We start from the raw sequence: 25661 nt of genomic DNA, 5'->3' as shown, positions 1-25661 counted from the left end.
TTCATACAGCAAAGAGGTCTTTATGTGCGGCATCGTCGGCGCGGTAGCGCAACGTAACATCACCCCCATCCTGCTCGAAGGCCTGAAGCGCCTCGAATACCGCGGCTACGACTCCTGCGGCGTGGCCCTGCACGTGGACGGCCAATTGCAGCGCTCGCGCAGCACCTCGCGCGTGGCCGACCTGGAAAAGCAGGTCGAAGAAACCGGCCTGAGCGGCTTCACCGGCATCGCCCACACCCGCTGGGCCACGCACGGCGCGCCGGCTTCGCACAACGCCCACCCGCACTTCTCGCCCAGCTCCGAGAACGCGCGCATCGCGCTGGTCCACAACGGCATCATCGAAAACCACGACGAACTGCGCGCCGAACTGACCGCGCTTGGCTATGTGTTCCAGAGCCAGACCGACACGGAAGTGATCGCCCACCTGGTCGACCACATGTACAACGGCGACCTGTTCGACACCGTGCAGCAAGCCGTCAAGCGCCTGCACGGCGCCTACGCCATTGCCGTGTTCTCGCGCGAAGAACCGCACCGCGTGGTGGCCGCCCGCCAGGGCTCGCCGCTGATCGTCGGCATCGGCGAAGGCGAGAACTTCGTCGCCTCGGACGCCATGGCGCTGGCCGGCACCAGCAACCAGATCATCTACCTGGAAGAAGGCGACGTGGTCGACCTGCAGCTGGGCCGCGTGTGGATCGTGGACGTCAACGGCAAGTCCGTCGAGCGCGAAGTGAAAACCGTGCACGCGCACACCGGCGCGGCCGAACTGGGCCCTTACCGCCACTACATGCAGAAAGAGATCTTCGAGCAGCCGCGCGTCATCGGCGACACGCTGGAAGGCATCACCGGCATCATGCCCGAGCTGTTCGGCGACGGCGCCTACAAGGTGTTCAAGGAAATCGACCGCGTGCTGATCCTGGCCTGCGGCACCAGCTACTACGCCGGCTCCACCGCCAAGTACTGGATCGAATCCATCGCCAAGGTGCCGGTCAACGTGGAAATCGCCAGCGAGTACCGCTACCGCGACTCGGTACCCGACCCGCGCACGCTGGTGGTCACCATTTCGCAGTCCGGCGAAACCGCCGACACCCTGGCCGCGCTGAAGCACGCGCGTTCGCTGGGCATGGAGCACACGCTCACCATCTGCAACGTGGCCACCAGCGCAATGGTGCGCGAATGCAAACTGGCCTACATCACCCGCGCCGGCGTGGAAGTGGGCGTGGCCTCCACCAAGGCCTTCACCACCCAGCTGGCCGCGCTGTTCCTGCTCACCTTGACCCTGGCGCAAGTGAACGGCCGCCTCACGGACGAAGAAGAAAGCGCGCACCTGAAAGCCATGCGCCATCTGCCGTCGGCGATCACCTCGGTGCTGGCGCTGGAGCCCCAGATCATCGCCTGGGCCGAAGAATTCGCGCGCAAGGAAAACGCCCTGTTCCTGGGCCGTGGCCTGCACTATCCGATCGCGCTGGAAGGCGCGCTCAAGCTGAAAGAGATTTCGTACATCCACGCCGAGGCCTATCCTGCGGGCGAATTAAAGCACGGCCCGCTGGCGCTGGTGACCGAGGAAATGCCGGTGGTGACCATCGCCCCGAACGACACGCTGATCGAAAAGCTGAAATCGAACATGCAGGAAGTGCGCGCGCGCGGCGGCCAGCTGTTCGTGTTCGCCGACGTCGATTCGCGCATCACCTCCGGCGACGGCGTGCACGTGATCCGCATGCCCGAGCACTACGGCCAGCTGTCGCCTATCCTGCACGTGGTATCGCTGCAGCTGCTGGCCTACCACTCCGCCCTGGCGCGCGGCACCGACGTCGACAAGCCGCGCAACCTGGCCAAGTCGGTGACGGTGGAGTAAAGGTTTGCGGGACTTTTTCCAGGGTGTAAGCGGTAAATAAAAGTATTGGTTTCGTAGCGCTAAGGCTTGGTTTTGGAGGCTTGAATCACCCGGGACGCCCCATGTAGCCTGCTTCTCAACGCATCTATTTACCGTGACATACTCCTGCTACTGCAGGGCCTGGATAGCCCTCCATCCGGACACACATTTTTAGTATGCCGGGTGGCGTTTCCACTCAGCTTCGGGGATGCAGTCTTGCCATCCTTTAACCAGGTCTTTTACTGTATAGCGCGCGCGGGTTGGTGACGTCAAAAACAAAGACGCACATTTCTAGGGCGGGGATGGGCGGAGGAAGTCGTGCGAAGCAGGAGGACCTAGCCGATACCGCCCCAGCGCTGTAGACCGATAGCATCGGCCTCGGAGCGGCCGTACAAAACGTTGCACAGCTGCCTTTGAAGAAGCGGCTTAGGCTTCCCTTAGGTTGTCTTTCCCGACTGTTTGGCTGCGGCCTTGGCGGCCTTCTTTGCATCCCGTTCTGCCTTGGCCTCGTCGACCGCCTTCTGCCTGGCGAACTGGCGCACGCCCTCGGCGATGTTCTTTGGGACGAAAACGTATTTGAGAACCTCATCAATGATCTCGGGATGCATGAAGAACGGCGAGTTGCCTGATTCCCAGCTCGATTGCATCTTTACGCTCTTGCGTCGTGACGGACCGAAGAATAGGTTGTTCCAGATCAGTGCTTCGCGCGCTGGGTGGTCCTTATTTTCGATGATCTTTTCCAGGACGCCTCCCATGACGCATGGACTGACCACGAAGGAGCTCCTGCGGTCGTATTGCGGACGTGGCGTCTGCGAGGGAGTGGTATTAGCGTCGAGTCCTACTCAACACAAGGATGCGACCTGCTACTACGTCCAGACCTTCTCGATACGCTCCATTCGACGTTTGGCGGCCCTTTGAAGGAACTGCATAACGTGCGTGTGAGAGAGCTCATCGAAAGCTCCCGATGACGGCCCGTGCCATCCGTGACACGATTCCGGTCTCCAATTGCGGCGGCAGGACCACAGGCTACGGAACGCTTTTATTTCCTTCCCTTGTTTAGTCCTGCTGGATTGGGTACTTCGCAAGTTAAGAAACGTTGGTTTACCAAAAAATATCCTTAAAAATCAGAGGATTGAGAGGTTTCGCAGCCACGAACCCAATGTTTCTATTTTCCGCCTACAAGGGCAGCGATACCAGCACGGCCGCCAAGGCGTGCATTGAAGCCGGCACGCTGCTCCGCCCCGAGGGTACCCGCCATATTCTGAAGACGGTGCCCAGTTGCGCCGCTGCGGACAGGCGGCCGCTGCTCGTTCTGCTGCATGGCGCCGGCTCCTCCGCAGCGCAAGTGCTCGGGCTGAGCTTCCCGCCGTCGCCCTTGTCGCTGTGGCTGGAGATCGCCGAGCGCGAGCAACTGGTGGTCATCGCGCCGGATGGCAGCAAGCATCGTGGTGAACGCGCCTGGAACGACAGCTACGCCGGCGTGACCGCCAATCCAAAATCCGACGACAGTGCGTTTATCAGCGCCCTGATCGACCGTGCCATCGCCGAAGACAACGTAGACCCGGCACGGGTCTACCTCATGGGCGTGTCCAAGGGCGGCATGATGGCCTACCGCGTTGCGACGGAAATCCCGCACCGGCTGGCGGCATTCTCGGTGGCGCTGGCCTCCATGCCTGTCACCAGCAATTGCGGCCAGCCCGGCACGCCGTTGCCGGTCCTGTTCATCGCGGGAACGGCCGACCCCTTCATCCCCTATACCGGGCGCAAGTTCCTCTACCAGTTCCCCATCTTTTCCTCGCTTGCCGCGCCGATGACGAGCGTGGAGGAATCCGTCGCCGTGTGGCGCGGTCTGGCCGTCTGTTCAAGATAGACGGCGGCGGGCACGCCGAACCCAGCATGGTGAAACGCTATCCCGGCCTGTTCTCCTGGTTCCCCAGCGCCCAGAATGCCGACATCGAGTCGGCTGAAGAGGCGTGGGCGTTCTTCAAGGACAAGCGGGCCGCCATGGGCGATTAGCTCCATTTCATGGACAGCGACGTCGTCGTCGAATGGCAGCGACCACGCCGAGGCCTATCCTGCGGGCGAATTGAAGCACGGCCCGCTGGCGCTGGCGCCCTCTTTGACCTACTCGATAGCGCAGCAGCGCTGAAACATGGACCTGCCCGCCCGCTCGCCTGACCGCCCGCGCCGCTGCGTCGATCACAAAATCGATAAAAATAGCTTGCTATTATTTAGTGCGCTATTTATACTTCTTCACATGGATCGCAACACAAGAAACAAGTAACAAACAAGTAGCGCACTATATATTAGCTAACTAAATAACTCGTTGACGAAAGGATTCACCATGAAAGCCATCAAAAACATCGCCCTCGCCCTGTCGATCATCGGTGCCGCCGCAGCCCCTGCTATGGCAGCGTCCGCAGCGCCAGCAGCCAGCGCCAAGCCGACCGTCATCCTGGTGCACGGCGCCTTTGCCGACGCAACCAGCTGGAACGGCGTCGCGGCCAAGTTGCGCGCAGACGGGTACAACGTGATCGGCGCAGCAAATCCGCTGCGCAGCGTAAAAGGTGATGCAAATGCGGTGGCCAACATCGTGCAAAGCGTGAAAGGTCCGGTTGTGCTGGTGGGCCACTCCTACGGCGGCGCCGTCATCTCGGCAGCAGCGAACGGCCATCCGAACGTCAAGAGCCTGGTGTACGTGGCCGCGTTTGCACCGGAGCAGGGCGAGACCGCGCTTGAGCTGTCCGGCCGCTATCCAGGCGGCACGCTGGGCGGCGCGCTGGCCGAGCCGGTGGCCTTGGCCGACGGCGGCAAAGACTTCTACATCCAGCAAGACAAGTTCCACAAGCAGTTCGCTGCCGACGTGCCGAAGGCACAGGCCGATCTGATGGCGGTTGCGCAGCGTCCCATCGCCGAGGCGGCCTTGACCGAAGCGGCGGGTGCGCCGGCCTGGAAGAACGTGCCGTCCTACTTCGTCTACGGCACTGCAGACAAGAACATTCCGGCTGCAGCACTGGGCTTCATGGCGGAACGCGCCAACTCGCGCAAAACCGTCGCGATTCCAGGCGCCTCCCACGTGGTGATGACCTCGCATCCAGCAGCGGTCGCTAAACTGATCGAAGAAGCGGCGCAGGTCAAGTAAGCGGTTTGGCTGAGGGATGCCGCCGAAGCGGCGGCCGCCCTCGGTGCAGGGCTTGCGGGTGTGCGCAAGTGCAAGCAAATGATAAAGCCGTCTTACCGATTGAGTTCGGTAAGACGGCTTTTTTTATCCACGGCTAGCCATTGCGGCCAGCCCTTAAAGGCGTTCCGTTACTTTGCGTTCTTCTTTGCGCGGCGGCGGACGGCGCCCATCAGGCCCAGACCGGCGATCAGCGTCGCCAGGGTTGCCGGCTCAGGTACTTCGCCGGTTGGCGTGTAGGTGTAGGTGACCAGCACGTTACCGGATGCGGCGGTATTGAACTGGGTCAGCAGGTTGCCGGCTCCGGTACCGCTCGAATTGCCGACGGCGTTCAGGCCGAGGTTGATGGTACCGCCACCCAGGGCCGAGAACAGCGAGAAATCGCTGGCACTGCTGCTGACGAAGAAGTTCGAGCCGTTGGCCGAAACAACGCCGGTGCTGCCGCCGGAGGTGCCGCTGAAGTTGATGACGCCGTCGAAGGCGCTGAAATTGAACACCTGGCTAAACAGCGGGTTGGTCACCACCAGCGTGCTGCCGTCTGGACGGGTCAGGCCCAGCAGCGCACCCAGGCTCAGGGTAACGTCGGAAGCGGCCGCGTCCTGGCTCTCCGCATTGCCCGAACCCTGGACCAAGCCGCTCAGGTCGAACTTGATCGAGGTCAGGGTGCCCAGGCTGGTGTCGAATTTGCCGAAACTGAGGGCGTCGGACCAGTTCGTGGTGGCGATGGATTTGCTGTTGGAGAAGCTGATGGTGGAGGCTTGGGCGCTGGTAAGCGGGGTCAGGGCGGCGGCGATCGCCAATGCGGCAAATATTTTTTTCAAGATAATTCTCTGGCTGAGTAGAAATTGTCGGGATGTGCTACGGCTGTATCGTTATGGAAGCGAAGTCGTCCGGAAATCTAATTCTTAACGAATACATCCGTTACCGAAGAGCACAATTCATGCCAGAATGAAATGTTTGAGTAAAAACAAAGACTTAACTCTATCGCAAGTTATATGACCTCTGCCGATGTAAAATTTGCCGACAGTGCCGCTCCCCCTTTGCCAGGTTTCAGGCAGCCCCAGTGCCGATCGGACCTGAATGGAATGATCCCCCGGGGTACTGCTTGCACATGAATTCCACGAAAGCGCGAACTTTGGGGCTCTGCAGGCGGCGGGACGTGTGCAGGACCCACAGCTCGACTTCGTCGCCCGCAATGCCCCACGACACCAGCTCGCCCTTTTCAAGCTGGCTGCCGATGATGGACTGCGGCAGCATTGCCGCCCCTGCGCCGGCAGCGATGGCGTCGCGCACCATCAGCAGCGATGACAGGCGCAGAACCGGTTGCGGCGCGATGGTGAACTGGCCATTGCGCACCGACCAGACATCGCCGTCGCGATAGCTTGGCGTGACGACGGCGGGTACCCGGAAAGGCTGGTCGCCACTGCCTGTCGGCATCCGGACCGATGGTGCGGCCGCAAGCACCAGGCGGTCTTTGGCAAAACACCTGCCAACCAGCGTGCTGTCCTTGCTGGGATTGATACGGATGGAAACATCGAAGTGCTCGTCAACCAGATTGACCAGACGATCTTCGGCCACGGCCTCGATCTGTACTTCCGGATAACTCGCCAAAAACCCTGCAGCAATCCGTCCGAGCGCCACTTGCGAAAACAGAAGCGGTGCCGCAACCCGCAGACGGCCTCGCGGCGTGGCAAGGCTGTCGCGCGCCGCCGCTACCGCTTCGGCAACTTCGTGCATCGGCCCCTCGGTCCTGCTTAGCAGCAGGCGGCCGGCTTCCGTCAGTTCCAGGCGCTGGGTACCCCGCTCGATGAGCCGGATGCCCAGTGCTTCCTCCAGGTCGGCGACACGCCGCGACAAGGTCGCCTTGGACCTGCCGCTGGCGCGGCTGGCCTTCCCAAAACCGCCGTGAGCGGCGACCAGTTGAAAGTCTTCAAGTGCATTCAGATCCATGGCGTCTCAATTTTGATACAGAGTATCTAGATTTTATAGTCTTTGAATTAGATTTGAAACACCCTATTGTTAGGTCCTACGCAACCCAAACCTTAAAGGTGTTTCTTATGAATACAGTTCGTGCACTTGTACTGGGCGAATATGGCGGCCCCGGCGCCCTCAAGATTTCGTCGATCGAAGCGCCGGTGGCGGGAACGGGCCAGGTGCTGGTCCGCGTCCACGCCGCGGGCGTCAATGGACTGGACTGGAAGGTCCGCGAAGGCAACGTGCGGGATGCGTTTCCGCTGCAATTGCCGGCCGTCCTCGGCATCGAGCTGGCCGGCGTCGTCGAAGCGGTGGGCGCGGGCGTCACCCGGCTGCGCAAGGGCGATCGCGTAATGGGCGCGCCCGGCGTATTGGGCGCCTACGCCGACCTGGTAGCGGTCAACGAGGCCAATCTCAGCCCGATGCCCGGCGCGCTGACTTTCGTGCAAGCGGCAGCGCTGCCCGTGGCCTCGGTGGCCGCCTGGCAAAGCCTGAATTTTGCCGGCCCTGTCCGTGCCGGGCAGCGCATCCTGATCCATGGCGCGGCCGGCGGACTGGGCGGCTTCGCGGTGCAGTACGCCCACCAGGCAGGCGCCGTGGTGTATGCCACCGCCCTGGACAGCCACGCCGGCTATGTCCGCAGCCTCGGTGCGGACCACGTCATCGCGTATGACAAGGAACGGTTCGAAAGCCTGGTGAGCGATATCGACCTGGTGCTCGACTACGTTGGCGGCGAGGTGCTGAGCCGCTCGTGGTCCGTGCTGGCCGAAGATGGCGCCATCGTCAGTACCGCATCGCCCGCCATCCTGGCGGGCACGCCTGCGGGACGGCGCGGTCTCTGGTTCATGAACACGCCCGATGCCGCGCGCCTGCAAGCGATCGCAGAGGACGTGGCGCACGGCCGCCTGCAGTCCAAGGTCGGCGCCGTCGTGCCATTTGAAGAACTGCCGGCGGCAATCGAACGCAACAGAACCCAGCCACAACTCGGCAAGACCGTAGTGGCATTTAATCCCTGAACCAAGGAGCAATGATCATGACCATACTCGTTACCGGATCCACCGGCACTGTCGGCCGCCAGGTTGTTGAACAACTCGTCAAACGCGGCGCCGATGTGCGCGCGCTCGTCCGCGATCCCTCGAAAGCCAACTTCCCGGCTGGCGTCGGCGCCGTCCAGGGCGACATGCTCGACGTCGACTCGCTGCGTAGCGCCTTCTCTGGCGTCTCGACGCTGTTCCTGCTCAACGCCGTGGTGCCAGACGAATTCACCCAGGCGCTGGTCGCGCTGAATACCGCCCGCGAAGCCGGCATCGAGCGGATCGTCTACCTGTCGGTGATGCATAGCGACCGCTACGTGAACGTGCCGCACTTTGCGGGCAAGTTCGCCGTCGAGCGCATGATCGAGCAGATGGGGCTGAATGCCACCATCCTGCGCCCCGCCTACTTCATGAGCAACGATCTCACGATCAAGGACGTGGTGACCGGATACGGCGTCTACCCCATGCCGATCGGCAGCAAGGGCCTTGCCATGGCCGACACGCGCGACATTGCCGAAGTCGCGGCGATTGAACTCATCCGTCGCGAACAGGCTTCGGCCCCCCTCCCGCTCGACAGGATCAACATCGTCGGCCCGGACACGCTCACCGGCGCGGACGTCGCCGCGATCTGGACGGAAGTCCTGGGCCGTCCGATCGCCTATCCGGGCGACGACACCGCCGGGTTCGAGAACAACCTGCGGCAGTTCATGCCGAGCTGGATGGCCTTCGACATGCGCCTGATGAGCGAGCGTTTTCTCACCGAGGGCATGGTCCCTGAAGCTGGCGATACCGCGCGCCTGACCGCGCTCCTGGGCCGTCCTCTCCGCTGCTATCGCGACTTCGTCGCGGATCTGACGCCCGCAGTGAATTGAGCGGGCCCCGGTCAAGCCTGAGCGGCGCGGAGGTAGTCCAGCATGGCCGCGCTGACCCAGGTGCCCGTCAGCAGCGCCGGCTCGCGCTCGTGGGCGATGCGGATCCTGCCCAGCGTGGCGGGGTCGCCGCCGGCACGCAGACGGAATAGCCTCATCCATTCACAGGCCAGCGTCCGCGATGACGCGTCCGTGGCAGCAACGCCGCTGGCCATGTGGCGGTGTACCGTTACGATCAGCCCCATCCACTCGCGGAGATGCTTGCCGCCGTGCTCGCGCATGTGCTGAACTTCGTCGGCATGCAGATACTTCGCATACAGCGCCAGGCGGTGCGCGCCGAACGCTGCGCCCACGTACTGCTTGAGCTCCGGCGTGATGCGCGTGAGCCGCTGCGCCGACGCTTGCGCGATCTGCCGGTTGAGCGCCTCGATCTGCTGCGCGACGATGTCTGCGAACGACGCATCCGGGCTGGCCAGGAAGGCGCCGATATCCGCCAGCGGCATGCCGAATTTGCGCAGCGCCAGGATCTGGTGCAGGCGCGCGGCGTCGTCCCGGTTGTAGAGGCGATGGCCGGAATCGGCGCGCCCCGATGGCCGCAGCAAACCGATGCTGTCGTAGTGGTGCAGCGCGCGCACCGTGAGGCCGCAGCGCGCCGCCAGTTCGGTGCGCATGTCGCGCCGGTCGACGATCATGTCGATGGCACCGCGCTCCAGCAGGAACTCGGGCCGCTGATAGCCTTCCGGCAGCGTGACGCCCAGCGTGCTTTTGATCACGCGCGCGCCGGTAAAGGCAATCAGCGCCTTCGGCTCGGCGATCACCAGGTCGCCCAGAAAACAGAACGAGGCCGAGATGCCGCCGGAGGTCGGATCGGTCAGCACCGACACGAACGGCAGCCCCTTCTCCGCCAGCCTGGCCAGCATGGCGGTGGTCTTCGCCATCTGCATCAGCGACAGCAAGCCTTCCTGCATGCGCGCGCCGCCGCTGGCGGTAATGCAGATAAAGGGCACATGCTGGTCGATCGCCGCTTGCACGCCGCGCACGAAGCGCTCTCCCACCACCGACCCCATCGAGCCGCCCATGAAGTCGAATTCAAAGCAGGCCGCCACCACCGGCACGGACAGCATCGTGCCGCCGATGACGATCATGGCGTCGGTCTCTCCGGTGGCTTCCATTGCCGATTTCAGGCGCTCGGTGTAGCTCCTGCTGCCTTTGAATTTGAGCGTATCGGCCGGCAGCACTTCCTGGCCGATTTCGTAGCGGCCGCCGGCGTCGAGCAAGGCGTCCAGCCGGGCGCGCGCGGCGATCCGCATGTGGTGGCTGCACTTGGGGCAGACGTGCAGGCTGGCTTCCAGGTCCGCGCGGTACAGCACCGCGTCGCACGCCGGGCATTTGAGCCACAGGCCCGCCGGCACCGCCTGGCGCGCGCTGCCGCTCTTGATGCGCGGCGGCAGCAGCTTTTCAATCCAACTCATAGGTTCGCTCGCATGGTTTGGTCATGCAGAGCATCCTAAATCCTCACCTTACGTCAGGTTCAAGCGGAATTTCACTCGCTTGCAGCCTTCGGCCTGTACTGCTTCTGGTATTGCTGGAAAGGGACGGATTCGCGCGTGCGCCGCACGGCGTTCCAGAGCTTGTCGATGGCCGCCCGGTTCTCGGCGTAGTAGGCGGGATGGACGTGCAAGTAGATCGGCGTTGCATCGAACGGCTTGGGCAGCACTTCGATGCGGTCGGCGAAAACCCGGTCGATCAGGGGCTGCGATTCGCCCTCCAGCGCCACCACCGCCTGCACCCTGCCGGCCACCAGCTTTTGCAGGTTCTGTTCGATGGTCTTGGCGCCCTCGTCCACCGTCACGCCGGTCTGGCGCAGTCGCTGGGAGACGGCCAGCCCCACCTGCAGGCCGATAGGACGCTGGTCCAGGCCAGTGAAGGCTGCGCCGTCCCACTGCACCTTGCCGCCCTTCTTCCGGTAGATAACGAACCGCACCACGCTCACCGCGCGGGACGGGTCCGCGACCGCGCCCGCCATCGGAAATGCGCCGTACGCCATGCGTTCCGGCAGGAAGGCCGACAGCAGCGCATCCACCTCCCCAGCCTTGAGCTGGGCAATGCAGCGCAAGCGGGGAGCAAAGCTATTCTCGATGGCGATGCCTTCCTCTTTGCCGGCCTGGCGCAGCAGCTCCTGGGCCTGGCCGCTGCCGTCCGGCATGGTGTGCGGCGGGAATGGGTGGTCGAGGGTGCACATGCGCACCTTGAGTGCGTGGGCATCGCAGGCGGCGGCAAGCAGCAGGGGCAGCAGGAGGCGGCGCATGGCTATCGGTTATTGAGTAATGACAACCATTACTCTACAGCATGGACGATGCCATGGACAAACCGTCGCGGCTGCCCCAGGCCAGCGACGGTTCCGTCGGCGCGCGCCGGCTTACATGCGCGGCACGCCGTCCCTGTTCACGGGAATGTACTCGCCCGGCGCGGAAGCCAGCTGGGTGCGGTGTTCCACGCCCCGGTGCACATAAGTCACGTCCCAGTACTGCGGCGTGGCGTTGGCCACGTTTTCGCAGCGCCGCACGTCCTGGCCGTAGGTGTTGCCGCCGCCGCGTCCGGCGTTCGCGCCGATGGCGCCGCCGGCCAGCGCGCCGCCCACGGTGGCGATGTCGCGGCCCGAACCGCCGCCCACCTGGTGGCCCAGCACGCCGCCCAGGATGGCGCCGGCCAGCATGCCGCCGGCGTTGGGCCGGTTGTCCTGTGTTTGCACCTGCTGGCGCTCAACCCAGCAGCGCTGCTCCGGCGGCCCCACGACGGCACGCACCGATGTCACGCGTGCCTCGTAGATGCGTTCGTTGGGACGCTGGCGGTATTCGTAGCTGGCGCGCGGCTGCGGTGCCGGGGCTTCGTTATCGAAGCGGCGGTTGCCGCGCACCTGGCGCACCGACGAAATGCTGTTGTCCAAGCCCATGCCGGCCAGCGAGTCGTAACTGCCGCGCTTCAGGATGCGGCATTCGCCACGGAAGCCGGCGTCCTCGCACACCTCCCAACGGCCTCTTTCCACCACCGCCGACGAGGCGCGGTCGTTGAAGCCGGCCCGGCGCAAGTCGTCCGCCGTGGTGGAGATGGAGACGGCGCGTCCGCGCCAGCCTTCGCCCTGGTACAGCGTGATCTGAGCCATTGCTTGTCCGCCAAGCAGCATGGTGCATGCCGCGAGCGTTGTTTTTAATGGGAATTTCATGATGGTCTCCAAGTCAGCAGGCTCAACAGCCCGATATCATCAAGCTACCCGATAACAAACAGTTGGTCTGTGCGGCAGCGCTCTCTTGTGTTTGCCGGTGCTGTTGTGTAAAAAGTAAGCATGAGCGCACCGAAATACACATCCGTCGAGGAATACCTGGCTGCGCTGGAGCCGGTCAAGGCCGCGACCATCCGGGCCGTCATCTGTTTCATCCTGGCGGAATTCCCGGAGCTGGAAGCGAAGATTTCCTGGAACGTGCCCAACATTCACCGCAAGGGCCAGTATGTCGCGGGCCTGGCCGCCTACAAGCACCACCTGACCTTTGCCCCCTGGAGCATCTGGGTCGTGGAAGATTTCAAAGACCGGCTGCGCGGTTTCGTGGTGTTCAAGAATTGCTTTCAAATCCCAATCGACTGGGAAATCGACAAGGACCTGGTGCGCGATCTGGTCCGCGCCAGGCTGGCGGAGCTTGGGTAGCTGTATTCAAAGCCGGGTTGCCGGCACCGCCTCCCGGTTTTCCTCTTGACATCGGCCCCGGCGAGCAGCACGACGCCGGCGCGCTATCATTACCGAAAACGACTGAATAACAGCCAGGAGCCATCATCATGCCCAGCACCCGATCGGACTACATCCCCGTCAGCTGCGAGTTCCACGACCGGCTGGAGGACCTTGCCACCCTGCGCAAGCAGGCCGCCGTCAGCTACCTCGACGAAGACGGCGCGCCGCAGCAGCGCAGCGCCGTCATCAAAGATGTATTCGCACGCGAAGGCGCAGACTACCTGACACTGAGTTCGGGCGAAACGCTGCGGCTGGACCGCCTGGTCGAAGTCGACGGCTACAAGCTGGCCGACTTCCCGCCGCACTGCGAGTTGTAGTTGCGGCACGCCGTATTCAGCTCCAATCGCTTGGCGCCTGCCGGCTTGTCGGAGTTTCTGCGCTGGTCGTCCGCGCACTTCGCGCACAGCCGGACGCATTTCAGCGCCGCTTCTCCCCTGCCTTGAACGGTTTGCATCTGGCCGCAGAGGGTGTTTCGCTCGACGGTGAAGAAGCGTCAAGAAAAGGCGCGCGCCGTTTTCTCGGATGGTCGAGTACGGGCCATTGGCTGCTGGAAGATCAATGATGGCTGCAGGTCCGGCCCGCGCGGGGCCGGACGCTGGCTGTTTGCCGAGTGTTACTTCCGCAGCGGACGGAAACCGGCCCGCACTTCCTGCGTGAACAGCGCCGGCTGCTCCCATGCCGCGAAGTGGCCACCCTTGTCGAGCTTGTTGTAGTACACCAGGTTCGGGTACGCGCTCTGGGCCCAGCTCTTCGGCGGCTGGTACAGCTCGTCCGGGAACACGCTTACGGCGGCCGGGATCTTCACGCCCTTGACGGCGAAGAAGGGATGCTTGTTTTCCCAGTAGAAGCGGGACGAGGACACCGCCGTGTTGGTCAGCCAGTACAGCGTGATGTTGTCCAGCACGTCGTCCCGCGTCAGGCCTTCCGTCTTGCCGTTGAACACCCGGCTGATCAGTTCCTGGCTGGGGCCGTCGTGGTCCAGCAGGAAGGCCGCCAGGCCGACCGGCGAGTCCGTCAGGCCGGTCAGGGTCTGGGGACGCGAGCCCATCAGGCGGGCGTAGGCCACGTGGTCGTACACATAGGTCAGCTGGTCGGTCGCGCTTTTTTCCTCGGCGCTCAGGCCGGCCGGGAGAGGGTTGCCGGCCCACAGCGCCTTGTCGATGTCTTTCGGCACCGCGCCGGCCATATTGGTGTGGATGCCGATCAGTCCCGGCGGCGCTTGCACCGCCATCAGGTCGGTCACGATGGCGCCCCAGTCGCCGCCCTGCGCCGCGTATTTCTTGTAGCCCAGGCGCGTCATCAGTTCAGCCCAGGCGCGCGCGGTGCGGTCCGGGCCCCAGCCGGTTTCGGTCGGCTTGCCCGAGTAGCCATGGCCCGGCAGCGACGGGATCACCAGGTCGAACGCGTCCTCCGCCTTGCCGCCGTGCGCAGTCGGGTTGACCAGCGGATCGATGATCTTCAGCTGCTCCACCACCGAGCCCGGCCAGCCGTGCGTGACGATCAGCGGCAGTGCATTCTTGTGCTTGGAGCGCACGTGGATGAAGTGGATGTCCACGCCGTCGATCTTGGTGACGAACTGCGGCAAGGCGTTCAGCCTGGCTTCCACCTTGCGCCAGTCGTAGCCGGTGGCCCAGTAGTCGGCCAGCGCCTGGACGGTGGCCAGCTTCACGCCTTGCGTCGAGTCCGTGACGGTTTCGCGGTCCGGCCAGCGCGTCGCCTTGATGCGCGCGCGCAGGTCGGCCAGTTGCGCTTCCGGCACGTCGATGCGGAAGGGACGGATCTGGCTGACGTCGGCGCTTGCGGCGGCTGGCGCCGCAGCAAGCGCCGCGCCGGCAAAGCCAGGCGCGAAGGTGAAGGCGGCGGCCACGGCGAGGCTGGCGGCGGTCTTGAAGAAGTTGCGGCGGATGCTCATGTTGTTCTCCTGATGGGCGGTGGGCGTCCTGGGCTTACGCGGTAATGACGTTCAGTGCTACGTCGATATTGCCCTTGGTGGCTTTCGAGTAGGGGCAGATGGCGTCGGCGCCGTGGGCGATGGCGGTGGCCACTTCCGGGTCGAGGCCGGGCACGATCAGGTTGATGCGGGCCTGGATGAAGTACTCGTTGCCGCCCAGGCCCAGATCCACGTCCAGCTCCACTGCCGTGTCGGCAGGCAGGGTCACGTTCATTTGCTTGGCGACGATGCCGACCGCGCCGCTGTAGCAGGCCGACCAGGCGCCGGCGAACAGCTGCTCGGCGGTCGGGTGGGCTTCCACGGCGTCGAAGCGGTAGTCGCGCACGCCAGGGGTGCCCGGCGCGGTCAGGTGGATGTCCAGCTTGCCTTCGTGGTTGCCGGAGAAGATGGCGGCGTCGGTGCCGGTGGTGCGGGTTTTGCCGGTGGTCAGGACTGTGGTGATTTTGCTCATGATAATTCCTTTAAATGTGGTTGTTCGATCTGGTTTGATTCGCATGCGTTTGCATCGCATGCGATATGTATGTCAAAGTTTTAGGCGGTCACAACGTTGATTGCCACGTCGATGTTGCCTTTGGTGGCTTTCGAGTAGGGGCAGATGGCATCGGCGGCATGGGCGATTTTGGCGGCCACGTCGGCATCCAGGCCGGGCACGATCAGGTTGATGCGGGCCTGGATGAAGTAGGCGGCGCCGCCCAGGCCCAGGTCCACTTCGATTTCCACTGCGGTGTCGGCCGGCAGCGCCACTTTCAGCTGCTTGGCCGAGATGCCCACAGCCGCGCTGTAGCAGGCCGACCAGGCGCCGGCGAACAGCTGCTCGGCGGTCGGGTGGGCTTCCACGGCGTTGAAGCGGTGTTCCGGGGCGCCTGGGTTGCCCGGCGTGGTCAGGTGGATGTCCAGCTTGCCTTCGTGGTTGCCGGAGAAGATGGCGGCGTCGGTGCCGGTGGTGCGGGTTTTGCCGGTGACCAGGACTTTGGTGATTTTGCTCATGATGTTTCCTCTTCAAATGTGAGTGAGATTTGTATCGTACTCGTTTAGATCGGATGCGATGTGTGTATCTTAGGCGGCGAAACAGCAGCTGTCAACAATTATTTTCGGACCCGATTAAAGCGTTTGCGATTTAAATGCGGGAGGTACGCGGTCAAACGCCTGTCACAATCGGGCGCTACGATGCAAGCCGGCTCAAGAACACGGGCCACTACCAGCGCCACTCGATGGCTGCTCTACCGGCGCCGGCGGTCGGGAAACATACCGGCACCATACATGCTCAAGCCGCGCAGCGGCATCTCCACGCGCGTCGCTGATGCGCACACACCCGTAAAATATTTTCGCGACAATGTCGATTCCCGGCGGCGCCGGCCGTCGTGCCTGTGAAAGCCACCGAAATCCATTGAACCACCTAACCTGGAGACATCATGAACAAGCAAATTTTCGTCAACCTGCCCGTCAAAGACCTGCCCCGCTCGAAAACCTTTTTCGCTGCCCTGGGCTACACCTTCAACCCGCAGTTCACCAACGACCAAGGGGCTTGCATGGTGATCTCGGAAAACATCTACACCATGCTGCTGACGGAAGAGTTCTTCAAGACTTTCATCAACCGTCCGCTGTCGTCGGCGCACGAATCGGCGCAGGTGATCAACTGCCTGTCCTGCGAAAGCCGGGAGGAAGTCGACGCCACTGTCGCCAAGGCCGTCGCCGCCGGCGGCGCCACGCTGCGCGAGCCGCAGGACATGGGCTTCATGTACAGCCACGGCTTCGCCGACCTGGACGGCCACCTGTGGGAACTGGTGTTTATGGACCCATCCGCCGTCCCGCCGCAAGCCTAAGCTTGCAAGCCTAAGCCCGCAGCGCGTCCGCCGCCCGCATGCGCATGGCCAGCCAGGCGTGGCGGGCCACGGCGGCGGCGGCGATGGCCAGCGTGGCGGCCAGCGCCAGCAGCATGGTCCAGCCGCCTATCGGCGCGTGCTCGACGTACCCGGCCAGGTAGTGCCGGATGGCGAATGCGGCCGGCGGCAGGCCGATCAGCGCGGCCAGCAGCGCCAGCACGCCCACTTCCCTCACCACCAGCGCGCCGATGGCGCCGCGGCCCGCGCCGTACAGCTTGCGCAGCACGATCTCGCGCGCGCGCCGCTGCACCGTGTGCGCCGACAGCACATAGGTGCCGAACGCGGCAATGGCGAGCGCGATGCCGGTGGCCAGCGCCAGCAGGCGGGCCATGCGCGCGTCGTCGGCGTAGTTGATGGCCAGGATGTCGGCGGCCGGGCGGGTTTTCAGCATCGCGTCCGGAAAGAATTTGGGCCACAGCGCGCGCACCGCCGGCTCCAGCGCTGCGGCGCCGTTGCCACCTTCTGCGCGCACGCTGAGGGTGATGCCGGCGGTCCACAATTCATACGCCACCGCGCGCGGCGCGGCGCGCAGCGAGTGGAACCGCAACTCGGGCGCGATGCCCACCACGCGCTTGTGGACCACCTTGTTGTCGAAGCCGCTGAACAGCAGGGTTTGCCCGATGGCGGCGGCCGGGTCCGCAAAGCCCAGTTCGCGCGCGGCGATGGCGTTCAGCACCAGCGGCACCGGGTCGTCTTCCTTGTCCAGCTTGGAATCGAACAGGCGGCCCGCCTGCGGCTGGATGCGGTACTGCTCGAAGAAGTTGGCGCTCACCGACTTCATTTCCATGGCGGCGCTGCGGCCGTCCAGCCGCTTCAGGTCGCGGAACCAGGACACGTTGCTGCGCCCTACCGCGTCCTCCGAAATGGCCACGCCGGCCACGCCCGGCTGCGCCTTCAGCGCCGCCACGAAGCTTTGCGCCGTGGCGCTCATGCGCACCGGTTCCGGCAGGTCGACGATCAGCAGCGGCGCCGGATCGAAGCCGGGCGAGGCGCGCATGGCGAACGCGGTTTGCCAGGCGATGGCCACGGCCACGCTGGCCAGGCCCATGGCGGCGGCCACTTGCAGCACGGTCAGCACGCGCCGCGTGCGCAGTCCGCCTGCGGACTCGGTGTCGCCACGGCCCGCCAGCACCTGGCTGGGCCGCACGCGCAGCGCGATCCAGGCCGGGTAGATTGCCGTCAGCACGCCGAGCAGGCCGCCCAGCAGCAGCGCGGCGCCCACGTAGCCCGGCGACAGCACGCTGTCGAGCTTGCGGTTCACCAGCCCGGAGAACAGCGGCTGCGCCAGCCATGCCAGCAGCAGTCCGATGACGGTGGCCAGCATGGCCACCAGCATGGACTCGGCCAGCAGCTGCAGCGCGATGCGGCGCGCGCCGGCGCCCAGCACTTTGCGCATCGCCACCTCGCGCTGGCGGCGCAGCACGCGCACCGCCGCCAGGTTCACGTAGTTGACGGCCGCCAGCGCCAGGATCAGCAGCGCCACGGCGCCCAGCCCGGCAATCGCCGCCGGATGGGCGCGCGGGCCGGACGCTGCGACGAAGTTCTGCGCCACGTCCGTATCGAAATAGGCGTCCTGCAGCGGCGCCAGCGCCACGTCCATCACCTTGCGCTGGCCCAGGCGCTGGCGCACTTCCGGCGGCTGGGCCTGCAGGCCGGGATTGCTGTCCACCGCGCGCTGCAGCGCGTCCGTGACGGCGGGGACGGATGCGCCGGGCTGTACGCGCACCAGCATCTTGCCCCACCAGCCGCGCGAGCCGGTGGCCAGTTCGTCGCGCACCTCCGCTTCCACCAGCACCGAGCGGATGCCGAGCAGGGTTTCGAAGGGGATGGTGCTGCTGGGGGGAGGCGTGCGCAGCACGGCGCCCACGCGCAGCAGCTTGCCTTCGGCCAGCATGGTCTTGCCGAGCGCGCTGGCGCTGCCGAACAGGCGCTGCGCGGCTTCCTCGGTGATGGCGAAGCTGTCCGGGCGCTCCAGCGCGGAGGCCAGGTCGCCCTGCACGGCCTGCAGGCCCAGCATGGCGCCGAAGCCGGGCAGCACGGTCAGGCTGTCGAGCTTGCGCAATTGGCCGTCGATGCGCACCGTCAGGCCCATGCTTTCCGCGCGCGAGGGCAGGTAGCCGGTGGCGGCGGCCACGCCCGGCGTGCCGGCGGCGGCGGCGCGCAGCAGCAGCGGCGCCTGGTCGAACCAGGGCGCCTTGGGATCGACGTTGAAGCGCTGCTTTACCACGTAGACCTGCTCCACGCCGGGGATGTGGCGGTTGTACTGCCAGGAGTGACGCACCAGGCCGAGCAGCAGCAGCGCGGCAGCCAGCCCGACGCCCAGCCCGGCGATGACGACGAAAGAGTAAGCCGGGTCTTGCAGCAAGGTGCGCCAGCCGATACGGAAGTCCCGCAGTGTCATGATGGGAAAGAAGTAGTTGATCCGGGCTCCAAACTGCAACATCCGTGCCACGCGGCGGCGGCGCGCGGCTTTGCGGGCTTGGCGCCTGCCGGCGTTCGGAAGCGGACGATGGTGGTGTGCGTTTCCGGACAGTTCGCAGGCGGCGCCGCTACGGCAGCGGCGTCAGCAGCGGCTGGCCGGCGAAGTGGGCCAGCAGGTTGTCGACCGCCAGCTGGCCCATGGCGTGGCGGGTTTCCACCGTGAGGCTGCCGATATGGGGCGTGAGCACCACGTTGTCCAGCGCGCGCAGTGCGGGAGGCACTTCCGGCTCGTTCTCGAACACGTCCAGCGCGGCCGCGCCCAGGGTGCGGGCCTGCAGCGCGGCAACCAGCGCCGCTTCATCCACCAGCGCGCCGCGCGCGATGTTCACCAGCGTGCCTTCCGGGCCGAGCGCGTCCAGCACGGCGGCGTTCACCGCGTGGCGGGTGGCGGCGTTGGCCGGGGCGCTCAGCACCAGGTAGTCGCTCTCCTGCGCCAGCGCCAGCAGCGATTCGGCGCGCGGCGGCTCAATGCCCTGCACCGTCACGCCCCGCACCGGGCGTGGCTGGAAGTAGTGGATCTGCATGCCGAGCGCGGCCAGCCGGCCGGCAATCGCCTGGCCGATACGGCCGAAGCCGAAGATGCCGGCCACCTTGCCGCGCACGCTGCGCGCCGGCGCCAGCGGCTTGCGCGCGCTCCAGTCGCCGTCCCGCACGTAGCGGTCCATGGCGGGCAGGCGGCGCGCGGCGGACAGCAGCAGCAGCACGGCCAGGTCGGCCACGTCGTCGGTCAGCACGCCGGGCGTGTTGGTCACCGGGATGCCGCGCGCGCGCAGCGCCTCCAGGTCGATCTTGTCGTAGCCCACGCTGTTCAGGCTGACGATTTCCAGCTGCGGCAGGCGCGCGGCCAGCGCGGCGCTCACGCCCAGCGGGCCGGTGGTGACGATGCCGCGCACCCGGGCCGCCACGCTGTCCACGTAAGCCTCCTGTTCGGCGGCGGGGGCGGACCACACGTGGTGGCACTGGAAATGCGCGTCGAGCTGCTGCATGACGGAGGCCGACGGGCTGGGGGCAAATACGAGTATGTCTGGTTTCATGGGGCTTTTCAAAGTCAGGACAGGCCGTACTTGGCCAGGATGCGGCGGCTGGCGCCGTCGGCCGCCATGGCGGCCATGGTGCGCTGGAACTGCTGTGCTTCGTCCGGGCTGAAGTCGAGCGAACCGGCCAGCCAGGCGGTGGTGCTGCGCACCGGTGCGCTGAGCTCGAAATCGGCCTGCTCGCCCCGGTTGCGCAGCGAGGTGCGGATGATGTTGCGCTCGCCGAAGGCGGCGTCGGCGATGCCGGTCAGCAGGAAGCGGTGCACTTCGTCGATCGAGGCCGCCTCCACCAGGTTGCCGTAGCCCATCTCGCGCAGCACGGCGGCCTGGCCGGCGCCGCGCAGCAGGGCAATGCGGCGGGTTTTCATCTGCTGCGGACTGCGCACCTTGAATGCACCCTTGCGCAGCGCCAGGAACACGTAGTGCTCGTCGTACAGCGGCGCCAGCCAGCGGTACTGGGCTTCGCGCTCGGGCAGCCGGGTCAGCGGAAAGATGGCGGTGGCCGGCATGGTGGCGGCCAGGAAGGTGGCGCGCCGCCACGGCACGAACTGCGTCTCCGGCGCCAGCTGCATGCGCTTGCACAGCTCGGCCACCAGCTCCATCAGCGCGCCGGGGCGCTCGCCGCCATGCTCCAGCACCAGCGGCGGCAGATGCGCGGTAACGATGCGTATGTGGCCGGAGGCTGCCGGGCTTGCTGCCGCTGCGGCCCAGGCGCGGGGCGCCATGCCCAGGGCGGCGGCGGCTGCAATCACAAGTCGTCTGTTCATGCGGATAGTTTCACATACTTCGGCTTTTGTAGTATATTTCGATAATCGTTGAAATATCGAATTGGAGCGGAAATGGACACCAAACAAGTCTTGGCGGCGTTGGCGGCGCTGGCGCAGGAATCGCGCCTGGCGGCATTCCGGCTGCTGGTGCAGGCAGGGCCGGACGGCTTGGCGGCCAGCAAGATCGCCGAGCACCTGGACCTGGCGCCCTCCTCGCTGTCCTTCCACCTGAAGGAGCTGGCGCATGCCGGCCTGATCGCGGCGCGCCAGGATGGCCGCTACATCATCTACAGCGCCAGTTTCGACACCATGAACGGCCTGCTGGCCTTCCTCACCGAAAACTGCTGCGGCGGCGTGCCTTGCGCGCCGGACGCCGCCGCCCCGGCCTGCTGCGTGCCGGCCACCACCACCAAGGAAGCGTAAATGAACGTCTTAGTACTATGCACCGGCAATTCCTGCCGCTCCATCCTCGGCGAAGCCACCTTCAACCACCTGGCCCCTGAAGGCTGGCACGCCGTGAGCGCCGGCAGCAAGCCGGCCGGCTACGTCCACCCGCGCTCGCTGGCGCTGCTGGCCCGCGAAGGCATCTCCACCGAGGGCTACCACAGCAAGTCCTGGGACAATCTGCCGGTCACGCCGGACATCGTCATCACCGTCTGCGGCAGCGCCGCCGGCGAGGAATGCCCGGCCTACCTGGGCCCGGTGCTGCGCGCGCACTGGGGCGTGGAAGACCCGGCCCACGCCACCGGCACCGAGGAGGAAATCGACGCCGCCTTCATGCACGCCTACCGCGTGCTGCGCGCGCGCATCGAAGCCTTCTTCGCGCTGCCGCTGGAACAGCTGAAAAACGATCCGGTCCGCCTGAAGGCGGAGCTGGCCAAGATCGGCGCCCTGCTGCCATGACCTTGGCCAAGCGCATCGTGGCCGAAGGCCTGGGCACGGCGCTGCTGCTGGCCGTGGTGGTCGGCTCGGGCATCATGGCCGAGCGCCTGGCCGGCGGCAACGTCGCCATCGCGCTGCTGGCCAACGCGCTGGCCACCGGCGCCGGGCTGGTGGCGCTGATCCTGATGTTCGGCCCCGTCTCCGGCGCGCACTTCAATCCCGTGGTCACGCTGTCGGCCGCCTGGCAGGGCCTGCATGCCCCGCGCGAAGTGCTGCCCTACCTCGCGGTGCAGACGGCGGGCGCCTTCGCCGGCGTGGCCGCCGCGCACGCCATGTTCGGGCTGGAGGCGTTCACCGCGTCGGTCCATGCGCGCACCGGCGCGGCCCAGTGGTGGAGCGAATGCGTGGCCACCTTCGGCCTGCTGGGCGTCATCATCGGCTGCACCCGCAGCCGGCCCGGCGTCACGCCGTTCGCGGTGGCCGCCTACATCACCGCCGCCTACTGGTTCACCGCGTCCACCTCGTTTGCCAACCCGGCCGTCACGCTGGCGCGCAGCGTGACCGACACCTTCGCCGGCATCCGTCCGCTGGACGCGCCCGGCTTCATCGCCGCGCAGCTGCTGGGCGCGGCCGCCGCCACCATCTTGTTCCGCTGGCTGTACGCGGAAAAATAAGGAGCTACCATGAGCATTCCCAACCTGCCCAACATCAAACCCGAGCTGCTGGACATGCCCACCCTCGCCAAGCTGGCGCCGGTGGGCGAGCTGGACCATCCGCCGCGCATCCTCATGCTGTACGGCTCGCTGCGCGAGCGTTCCTTCAGCCGCTTCCTGGTGTACGAGGCGGCCCGCATCCTGGAGCAGTTCGGCGCCGAGGTGAAGATTTTCGATCCGATGGAGTTGCCGATGGCGGGCAGCGTGCCCGAGACCCATCCCAAGGTGGTGGAACTGCGCGAGCTGAGTTTGTGGTCCGAGGGCCAGGTGTGGTGCAGCCCGGAGCGCCACGGCGCCGTCACGGCCGTGATGAAGAACCAGATCGACTGGATCCCGCTGGAACAGGGCGCGCTGCGCCCCAGCCAGGGACGCACCTTGGCGGTGATGCAGGTGTGCGGCGGCTCGCAGTCCTTCAACGTGGTCAACACGCTGCGCCTGCTGGGCCGCTGGATGCGCATGTTCACCATCCCCAACCAGTCCTCGGTGCCGATGGCCTACAAGGAATTCGACGAGGAAGGCCGCATGCGCCCGTCCGCGTACTACGAACGGGTGGTGGACGTGATGGAGGAATTGTTCAAGATGACGCTGCTGCTGCGCGGCCGCACCGGCTATCTGACGGACCGCTACAGCGAGCGCAATGAACGGGCGGTCAAGGCCATCGACCGCCAGATTCAAAAGATCTGATTAGGCTTGGCCGGCCTTGCGGCGGCGCGCGGCCGGCGGGCCGGAGTCGAACGACACGGTCAACGTGTATATCAATGACTTACAGGAAGTTAATGTATTATTTGGCATCAAATATTTTGCTAATGTAAAGTCTTCCGAAGCCTTTCAAAACCCATGACCGTCATCCGTTCCGCCACTGCCGCCGACGCGGCCGCCATCGCCGCCATCTACAACCACTACATCGCCACCACCACCATTTCCTTCGAAGAGCAGCCGGTATCGGCCGAGGAGATGGCGGGCCGCATCGGGACGGTGGGCGCCAAGCTGCCGTGGCTGGTGTACGAGCAGGACGGCGCCGTCATGGGTTACGCCTACGCCACCCCGTGGCGGGTGCGCAGCGCCTACCGCTTTTCGGTGGAAAGCAGCGTCTACGTGTCGCCGGAGCATCCGCGCAAGGGCGTGGGCACGCGCTTGTATCGCGAGCTGCTCGACCAGCTGCGCGCGCGCGGCCTGCACATGGTGATCGGGGGCATCGCCCAGCCGAACGAGGCCAGCGTGGCGCTGCACGAGTCCATGGGCTTCAGGAAGGTGGCGCACTTCGCCGAAGTCGGCATGAAGTTCGGCCGCTGGATCGATGTCGGCTACTGGGAGCTGAAACTGGCCTAGGCTGGTCCCGTTCAGCACAGCGCGGCCAGGCTGGCGAAGGACAGCACGTTTTCCGGCCGCAGCATCGCCAGCCATGCCCAGCCGCACACGGCTGCCAGCACGGCCCACAGCAGCAGGTTGTGCAGCGGCCTCATGCCGGCTCCAGCCCGGCCACGGCGCGGTCGTCGATAGGCCAGTGCAGCAGCGCCGCCGCCAGGCCGATGCCGACCGAGGCGGCCCACACCAGGTCATAGGAGCGGGTGGCGTCGAACACCGCGCCGCCCAGCCACACGCCGAGGAAGCCGCCCAGCTGGTGGCCCACGAATACCAGGCCGAACAGCGTGGAAATGTATTTCACGCCGAACACCTGCGACACCAGTCCGTTGGTCAGCGGCACCGTGCCCAGCCACGTCAGTCCCATCGCGAACGAGAACAGGTAGATGCTGGCCGTGCTGATGGGCGCGGCCACGAACAGCAGCATGGCCGCCGAGCGCGCGCAGTACAGCCAGGCCAGCAGGTGCTTGCGCCGGTAGACGTTGCCCAGCTTGCCGCAGAAATAGGTACCCGCCACGTTGGCCAGCGCCACGATGGCCAGCGCCATCACGCCCGTGTTGGCGGAAAAGCCCTTATCGAGCAGATACGCGGGAAAGTGCCCGGCGATGAAGGCGAGCTGGAAGCCGCAGGCGAAAAAGCCCAGGTTCAGCAGCCAGAAGCCCCGATGCGACAGGGCCTCGGCGATGGCGCGCCGCATGGACTGGCCGGGCGGCTGCGGCGCGCTGGCGGCGGCGCTGTCGTCCATGGGGAAAGCTAGCGGCGCGGCCAGCGCCAGCACGAAGGCCAGCACGGCCAGGGCCGCCATCCAGCCGGCGCCGGCGATCAGCCCTTGCGCGGCCGGCACCATGGCGAACTGGCCCACGCCGCCCACCGCGCCCGCCAGCCCCAGCGCCCAGCTGCGCCGCGCCGGCGGCACGATGCGGCTCAGCGCGCCGTACACGGTGCCGAAGGCGGTGCCGGACAAGGCCATGCCGATCAGCAGGCCGCCGGTGAGCGCCAGCTGCATGCTGCTGGCCGCGTGCGCCATCAGGTACAGGCCGAGCGCGTACAGCAGGCAGGCGCCGGCCAGCACCCGGCGCGAGCCGTAGCGGTCGGCGATCATGCCGGTGAAGGGCTGGGCGATGCCCCAGACCAGGTTCTGCAGGGCGATGGCGAGCGCGAACTCTTCCCTGCCCCACCCGCGCGCCGAGGTCATGGGCAGCATGAACAAGCCCTGCACGTGGCGCACGCCCAGCGCCAGGCCCATGATGATGCCGCCGCACAGCACCGCCGCCAACGGCGTCTTCAGGAATTTCATCGCGTTTCTCCTTGATTGTGCTGCAGTTTGTGCTGCAAGCATAGCCAGACGGGGCTGGGCGCGCCAACGGTAAATCGGCATGCGACCCATGCGCTGAACGCATGGATGGCATGCCGGGATAACGTTTGTCGCCACGCCGCCGCAGGGCAACAATGCAGGCATATTCAAACCAGGGAGAATGTCATGCAAATAACCTTGCACCCAAGGGAAGGCGCCGTCATGGCGCCCGGCTTGCCAGTGCGTATCAGTTGCCTGGCGGGCGTGCTATGGATTACCAGCGAGCGCGACAGCAATGACCGCGTACTGGCGGCGGGCCAGAGCGCCGACTTGCCGGCCACGCATCGCCAGTACCTGTCCAGCGTGGGGCGCCACGAGATGGTGTCGTTCGACGTGAGCGGCGCTGTGGCCAATATCAGCGTGAACAGGAGCGGTGCCGGTGCCGGCGCGGTCAGCCCGGCCCGCACTCTGCGCAAGGGCTGGCGCGCACAGCTGCCCGGTACGCTGCCCGGGGCGTTGCGGCGATGGCTGGATCGCGGCCGCACGTGGTGGAGCCAGGCGCGCCTGGCGAAGGCGTGACGGGCTTGC

At 65.6% G+C, this 25661-nt stretch carries 28 protein-coding genes; 14 read left to right on the top strand and 14 right to left on the bottom strand.

Annotation, left to right across the window (positions count from 1 at the left end; all coding sequences use genetic code 11):
• The first annotated feature begins 22 nt into the window (after positions 1-22).
• A complete protein-coding gene (glmS, locus tag AC56DV_RS14185) occupies positions 23-1852 on the top strand; it encodes a glutamine--fructose-6-phosphate transaminase (isomerizing) (RefSeq protein WP_496314926.1) in 1830 nt (609 codons plus the stop codon).
• Positions 1853-2307: 455 nt separating this feature from the next.
• Here the strand turns inward: glmS and AC56DV_RS14180 are convergent, their stop codons facing one another.
• A complete protein-coding gene (locus AC56DV_RS14180; protein ID WP_496314925.1) occupies positions 2308-2643 on the bottom strand; it encodes a hypothetical protein in 336 nt (111 codons plus the stop codon).
• Positions 2644-3029: 386 nt separating this feature from the next.
• Here AC56DV_RS14180 and AC56DV_RS14175 point away from each other — a divergent pair, with 386 nt between their 5' ends.
• Together AC56DV_RS14175 and AC56DV_RS14170 are read left to right on the top strand one after the other, a co-directional pair.
• On the top strand, positions 3030-3740 hold the full coding sequence (locus AC56DV_RS14175) for a CE1 family esterase (RefSeq protein WP_496314924.1): 711 nt from the start codon (positions 3030-3032) through the stop codon (positions 3738-3740).
• A gap of 474 nt (positions 3741-4214) precedes the next feature.
• Positions 4215-5012 carry an alpha/beta fold hydrolase gene (locus tag AC56DV_RS14170; protein ID WP_496314923.1) on the top strand — a complete coding sequence of 266 codons (798 nt, stop codon included), beginning with the start codon at positions 4215-4217 and terminating at the stop codon, positions 5010-5012.
• Positions 5013-5179: 167 nt separating this feature from the next.
• Here AC56DV_RS14170 and AC56DV_RS14165 read toward each other — a convergent pair whose 3' ends face one another.
• Together AC56DV_RS14165 and AC56DV_RS14160 are read right to left on the bottom strand one after the other, a co-directional pair.
• Positions 5180-5869, bottom strand: coding sequence for a choice-of-anchor E domain-containing protein (locus AC56DV_RS14165; protein ID WP_496314922.1), 690 nt, complete (start codon positions 5867-5869; stop codon positions 5180-5182).
• Positions 5870-6098: 229 nt separating this feature from the next.
• The gene (locus tag AC56DV_RS14160) at positions 6099-6998 is read right to left on the bottom strand and encodes a LysR family transcriptional regulator (RefSeq protein WP_496314921.1); all 900 of its coding nucleotides are present in this window, start codon (positions 6996-6998) and stop codon (positions 6099-6101) included.
• A 107-nt stretch (positions 6999-7105) separates the two neighbouring features.
• On the opposite strand from AC56DV_RS14160, the gene AC56DV_RS14155 reads away from it, so the two are divergent.
• Both AC56DV_RS14155 and AC56DV_RS14150 read left to right on the top strand, forming a co-directional pair.
• Complete coding sequence (locus tag AC56DV_RS14155; RefSeq protein WP_496314920.1) at positions 7106-8038, top strand: NADP-dependent oxidoreductase; 933 nt, start codon at positions 7106-7108, stop codon at positions 8036-8038.
• 17 nt (positions 8039-8055) lie between these two features.
• Positions 8056-8928, top strand: coding sequence for an SDR family oxidoreductase (locus AC56DV_RS14150; protein WP_496314919.1), 873 nt, complete (start codon positions 8056-8058; stop codon positions 8926-8928).
• 11 nt (positions 8929-8939) lie between these two features.
• Here the strand turns inward: AC56DV_RS14150 and accD are convergent, their stop codons facing one another.
• The 3 genes from accD to AC56DV_RS14135 all read right to left on the bottom strand — a co-directional run bounded on the left by accD (position 8940) and on the right by AC56DV_RS14135 (position 12148).
• Positions 8940-10397, bottom strand: coding sequence for an acetyl-CoA carboxylase, carboxyltransferase subunit beta (gene accD, locus AC56DV_RS14145; RefSeq protein ID WP_496314918.1), 1458 nt, complete (start codon positions 10395-10397; stop codon positions 8940-8942).
• Between the two features lie 71 nt (positions 10398-10468).
• Positions 10469-11233, bottom strand: coding sequence for a substrate-binding periplasmic protein (locus AC56DV_RS14140; protein WP_496314917.1), 765 nt, complete (start codon positions 11231-11233; stop codon positions 10469-10471).
• Positions 11234-11344: 111 nt separating this feature from the next.
• A complete protein-coding gene (locus AC56DV_RS14135) occupies positions 11345-12148 on the bottom strand; it encodes a beta/gamma crystallin-related protein (RefSeq protein ID WP_496314916.1) in 804 nt (267 codons plus the stop codon).
• Positions 12149-12268: 120 nt separating this feature from the next.
• On the opposite strand from AC56DV_RS14135, the gene AC56DV_RS14130 reads away from it, so the two are divergent.
• Both AC56DV_RS14130 and AC56DV_RS14125 read left to right on the top strand, forming a co-directional pair.
• Positions 12269-12625: an iron chaperone gene (locus AC56DV_RS14130; RefSeq protein WP_496314915.1), complete on the top strand. Its 357-nt coding sequence runs from the start codon at positions 12269-12271 to the stop codon at positions 12623-12625.
• A 128-nt stretch (positions 12626-12753) separates the two neighbouring features.
• Positions 12754-13023 (top strand): hypothetical protein, encoded by a 270-nt coding sequence (locus AC56DV_RS14125; protein ID WP_496314914.1) that lies wholly within the window; start codon positions 12754-12756, stop codon positions 13021-13023.
• A 296-nt stretch (positions 13024-13319) separates the two neighbouring features.
• Here the strand turns inward: AC56DV_RS14125 and AC56DV_RS14120 are convergent, their stop codons facing one another.
• The 3 genes from AC56DV_RS14120 to AC56DV_RS14110 all read right to left on the bottom strand — a co-directional run bounded on the left by AC56DV_RS14120 (position 13320) and on the right by AC56DV_RS14110 (position 15644).
• Entirely contained in the window at positions 13320-14618 is a 1299-nt protein-coding gene (locus AC56DV_RS14120) for an epoxide hydrolase family protein (protein WP_496314913.1), read from the bottom strand.
• Positions 14619-14652: 34 nt separating this feature from the next.
• Positions 14653-15108, bottom strand: a complete 456-nt coding sequence (locus tag AC56DV_RS14115; RefSeq protein WP_496314912.1) for an Ohr family peroxiredoxin — start codon at positions 15106-15108, stop codon at positions 14653-14655.
• An 80-nt stretch (positions 15109-15188) separates the two neighbouring features.
• Complete coding sequence (locus tag AC56DV_RS14110; protein WP_496314911.1) at positions 15189-15644, bottom strand: Ohr family peroxiredoxin; 456 nt, start codon at positions 15642-15644, stop codon at positions 15189-15191.
• A 425-nt stretch (positions 15645-16069) separates the two neighbouring features.
• On the opposite strand from AC56DV_RS14110, the gene AC56DV_RS14105 reads away from it, so the two are divergent.
• Complete coding sequence (locus AC56DV_RS14105; protein ID WP_496314910.1) at positions 16070-16480, top strand: VOC family protein; 411 nt, start codon at positions 16070-16072, stop codon at positions 16478-16480.
• A 10-nt stretch (positions 16481-16490) separates the two neighbouring features.
• Here AC56DV_RS14105 and AC56DV_RS14100 read toward each other — a convergent pair whose 3' ends face one another.
• From AC56DV_RS14100 to AC56DV_RS14090, 3 genes are all read right to left on the bottom strand, one after another.
• Positions 16491-18941 carry an FtsX-like permease family protein gene (locus tag AC56DV_RS14100; RefSeq protein ID WP_496314909.1) on the bottom strand — a complete coding sequence of 817 codons (2451 nt, stop codon included), beginning with the start codon at positions 18939-18941 and terminating at the stop codon, positions 16491-16493.
• 148 nt (positions 18942-19089) lie between these two features.
• Complete coding sequence (locus AC56DV_RS14095; RefSeq protein WP_496314908.1) at positions 19090-20055, bottom strand: 2-hydroxyacid dehydrogenase; 966 nt, start codon at positions 20053-20055, stop codon at positions 19090-19092.
• 14 nt (positions 20056-20069) lie between these two features.
• A complete protein-coding gene (locus AC56DV_RS14090; RefSeq protein ID WP_496314907.1) occupies positions 20070-20822 on the bottom strand; it encodes a substrate-binding periplasmic protein in 753 nt (250 codons plus the stop codon).
• 72 nt (positions 20823-20894) lie between these two features.
• Here AC56DV_RS14090 and AC56DV_RS14085 point away from each other — a divergent pair, with 72 nt between their 5' ends.
• The 5 genes from AC56DV_RS14085 to AC56DV_RS14065 all read left to right on the top strand — a co-directional run bounded on the left by AC56DV_RS14085 (position 20895) and on the right by AC56DV_RS14065 (position 23746).
• Positions 20895-21245, top strand: coding sequence for an ArsR/SmtB family transcription factor (locus AC56DV_RS14085; RefSeq protein WP_496314906.1), 351 nt, complete (start codon positions 20895-20897; stop codon positions 21243-21245).
• Positions 21246-21725, top strand: a complete 480-nt coding sequence (locus AC56DV_RS14080) for an arsenate reductase ArsC (RefSeq protein ID WP_496314905.1) — start codon at positions 21246-21248, stop codon at positions 21723-21725.
• Positions 21722-22378, top strand: coding sequence for an aquaporin (locus AC56DV_RS14075; RefSeq protein ID WP_496314904.1), 657 nt, complete (start codon positions 21722-21724; stop codon positions 22376-22378). Before AC56DV_RS14080 ends, AC56DV_RS14075 begins: the two co-directional genes overlap by 4 nt.
• Before the next feature lie 9 nt (positions 22379-22387).
• Positions 22388-23101 carry an arsenical resistance protein ArsH gene (gene arsH, locus AC56DV_RS14070; protein WP_496314903.1) on the top strand — a complete coding sequence of 238 codons (714 nt, stop codon included), beginning with the start codon at positions 22388-22390 and terminating at the stop codon, positions 23099-23101.
• A gap of 153 nt (positions 23102-23254) precedes the next feature.
• On the top strand, positions 23255-23746 hold the full coding sequence (locus tag AC56DV_RS14065; protein ID WP_496314902.1) for an arsinothricin resistance N-acetyltransferase ArsN1 family B: 492 nt from the start codon (positions 23255-23257) through the stop codon (positions 23744-23746).
• Between the two features lie 11 nt (positions 23747-23757).
• Here AC56DV_RS14065 and AC56DV_RS14060 read toward each other — a convergent pair whose 3' ends face one another.
• Together AC56DV_RS14060 and AC56DV_RS14055 are read right to left on the bottom strand one after the other, a co-directional pair.
• Positions 23758-23880, bottom strand: a complete 123-nt coding sequence (locus AC56DV_RS14060) for a hypothetical protein (RefSeq protein ID WP_496314901.1) — start codon at positions 23878-23880, stop codon at positions 23758-23760.
• On the bottom strand, positions 23877-25076 hold the full coding sequence (locus tag AC56DV_RS14055; RefSeq protein WP_496314900.1) for an MFS transporter: 1200 nt from the start codon (positions 25074-25076) through the stop codon (positions 23877-23879). The genes AC56DV_RS14060 and AC56DV_RS14055 overlap by 4 nt, the downstream gene beginning before the upstream one ends.
• 183 nt (positions 25077-25259) lie before the next feature.
• Here AC56DV_RS14055 and AC56DV_RS14050 point away from each other — a divergent pair, with 183 nt between their 5' ends.
• Complete coding sequence (locus AC56DV_RS14050; protein WP_496314899.1) at positions 25260-25652, top strand: DUF2917 domain-containing protein; 393 nt, start codon at positions 25260-25262, stop codon at positions 25650-25652.
• Positions 25653-25661: the final 9 nt, after the last annotated feature.

This window comes from Massilia sp. BGA-UO-ETr-WB1, assembly GCF_059567845.1.
Note: the sequence above shows the minus strand (reverse complement) of the source record. Positions and strands in the feature narration are given on the sequence as shown.

Bases quoted from the DNA above. Each gene is read 5' to 3' on its own strand.
- glmS (WP_496314926.1), top strand. From the start codon at position 23: ATGTGCGGCATCGTCGGCGCGGTAGCGCAACGTAACATCACCCCCATC.
- AC56DV_RS14175 (WP_496314924.1), top strand. From the start codon at position 3,030: ATGTTTCTATTTTCCGCCTACAAGGGCAGCGATACCAGCACGGCCGCC.
- AC56DV_RS14170 (WP_496314923.1), top strand. From the start codon at position 4,215: ATGAAAGCCATCAAAAACATCGCCCTCGCCCTGTCGATCATCGGTGCC.
- AC56DV_RS14160 (WP_496314921.1), bottom strand. From the start codon at position 6,998: ATGGATCTGAATGCACTTGAAGACTTTCAACTGGTCGCCGCTCACGGC.
- AC56DV_RS14155 (WP_496314920.1), top strand. From the start codon at position 7,106: ATGAATACAGTTCGTGCACTTGTACTGGGCGAATATGGCGGCCCCGGC.
- AC56DV_RS14150 (WP_496314919.1), top strand. From the start codon at position 8,056: ATGACCATACTCGTTACCGGATCCACCGGCACTGTCGGCCGCCAGGTT.
- accD (WP_496314918.1), bottom strand. From the start codon at position 10,397: ATGAGTTGGATTGAAAAGCTGCTGCCGCCGCGCATCAAGAGCGGCAGC.
- AC56DV_RS14140 (WP_496314917.1), bottom strand. From the start codon at position 11,233: ATGCGCCGCCTCCTGCTGCCCCTGCTGCTTGCCGCCGCCTGCGATGCC.
- AC56DV_RS14135 (WP_496314916.1), bottom strand. From the start codon at position 12,148: ATGAAATTCCCATTAAAAACAACGCTCGCGGCATGCACCATGCTGCTT.
- AC56DV_RS14130 (WP_496314915.1), top strand. From the start codon at position 12,269: ATGAGCGCACCGAAATACACATCCGTCGAGGAATACCTGGCTGCGCTG.
- AC56DV_RS14125 (WP_496314914.1), top strand. From the start codon at position 12,754: ATGCCCAGCACCCGATCGGACTACATCCCCGTCAGCTGCGAGTTCCAC.
- AC56DV_RS14120 (WP_496314913.1), bottom strand. From the start codon at position 14,618: ATGAGCATCCGCCGCAACTTCTTCAAGACCGCCGCCAGCCTCGCCGTG.
- AC56DV_RS14115 (WP_496314912.1), bottom strand. From the start codon at position 15,108: ATGAGCAAAATCACCACAGTCCTGACCACCGGCAAAACCCGCACCACC.
- AC56DV_RS14110 (WP_496314911.1), bottom strand. From the start codon at position 15,644: ATGAGCAAAATCACCAAAGTCCTGGTCACCGGCAAAACCCGCACCACC.
- AC56DV_RS14105 (WP_496314910.1), top strand. From the start codon at position 16,070: ATGAACAAGCAAATTTTCGTCAACCTGCCCGTCAAAGACCTGCCCCGC.
- AC56DV_RS14100 (WP_496314909.1), bottom strand. From the start codon at position 18,941: ATGACACTGCGGGACTTCCGTATCGGCTGGCGCACCTTGCTGCAAGAC.
- AC56DV_RS14095 (WP_496314908.1), bottom strand. From the start codon at position 20,055: ATGAAACCAGACATACTCGTATTTGCCCCCAGCCCGTCGGCCTCCGTC.
- AC56DV_RS14090 (WP_496314907.1), bottom strand. From the start codon at position 20,822: ATGAACAGACGACTTGTGATTGCAGCCGCCGCCGCCCTGGGCATGGCG.
- AC56DV_RS14085 (WP_496314906.1), top strand. From the start codon at position 20,895: ATGGACACCAAACAAGTCTTGGCGGCGTTGGCGGCGCTGGCGCAGGAA.
- AC56DV_RS14080 (WP_496314905.1), top strand. From the start codon at position 21,246: ATGAACGTCTTAGTACTATGCACCGGCAATTCCTGCCGCTCCATCCTC.
- AC56DV_RS14075 (WP_496314904.1), top strand. From the start codon at position 21,722: ATGACCTTGGCCAAGCGCATCGTGGCCGAAGGCCTGGGCACGGCGCTG.
- arsH (WP_496314903.1), top strand. From the start codon at position 22,388: ATGAGCATTCCCAACCTGCCCAACATCAAACCCGAGCTGCTGGACATG.
- AC56DV_RS14065 (WP_496314902.1), top strand. From the start codon at position 23,255: ATGACCGTCATCCGTTCCGCCACTGCCGCCGACGCGGCCGCCATCGCC.
- AC56DV_RS14060 (WP_496314901.1), bottom strand. From the start codon at position 23,880: ATGAGGCCGCTGCACAACCTGCTGCTGTGGGCCGTGCTGGCAGCCGTG.
- AC56DV_RS14055 (WP_496314900.1), bottom strand. From the start codon at position 25,076: ATGAAATTCCTGAAGACGCCGTTGGCGGCGGTGCTGTGCGGCGGCATC.
- AC56DV_RS14050 (WP_496314899.1), top strand. From the start codon at position 25,260: ATGCAAATAACCTTGCACCCAAGGGAAGGCGCCGTCATGGCGCCCGGC.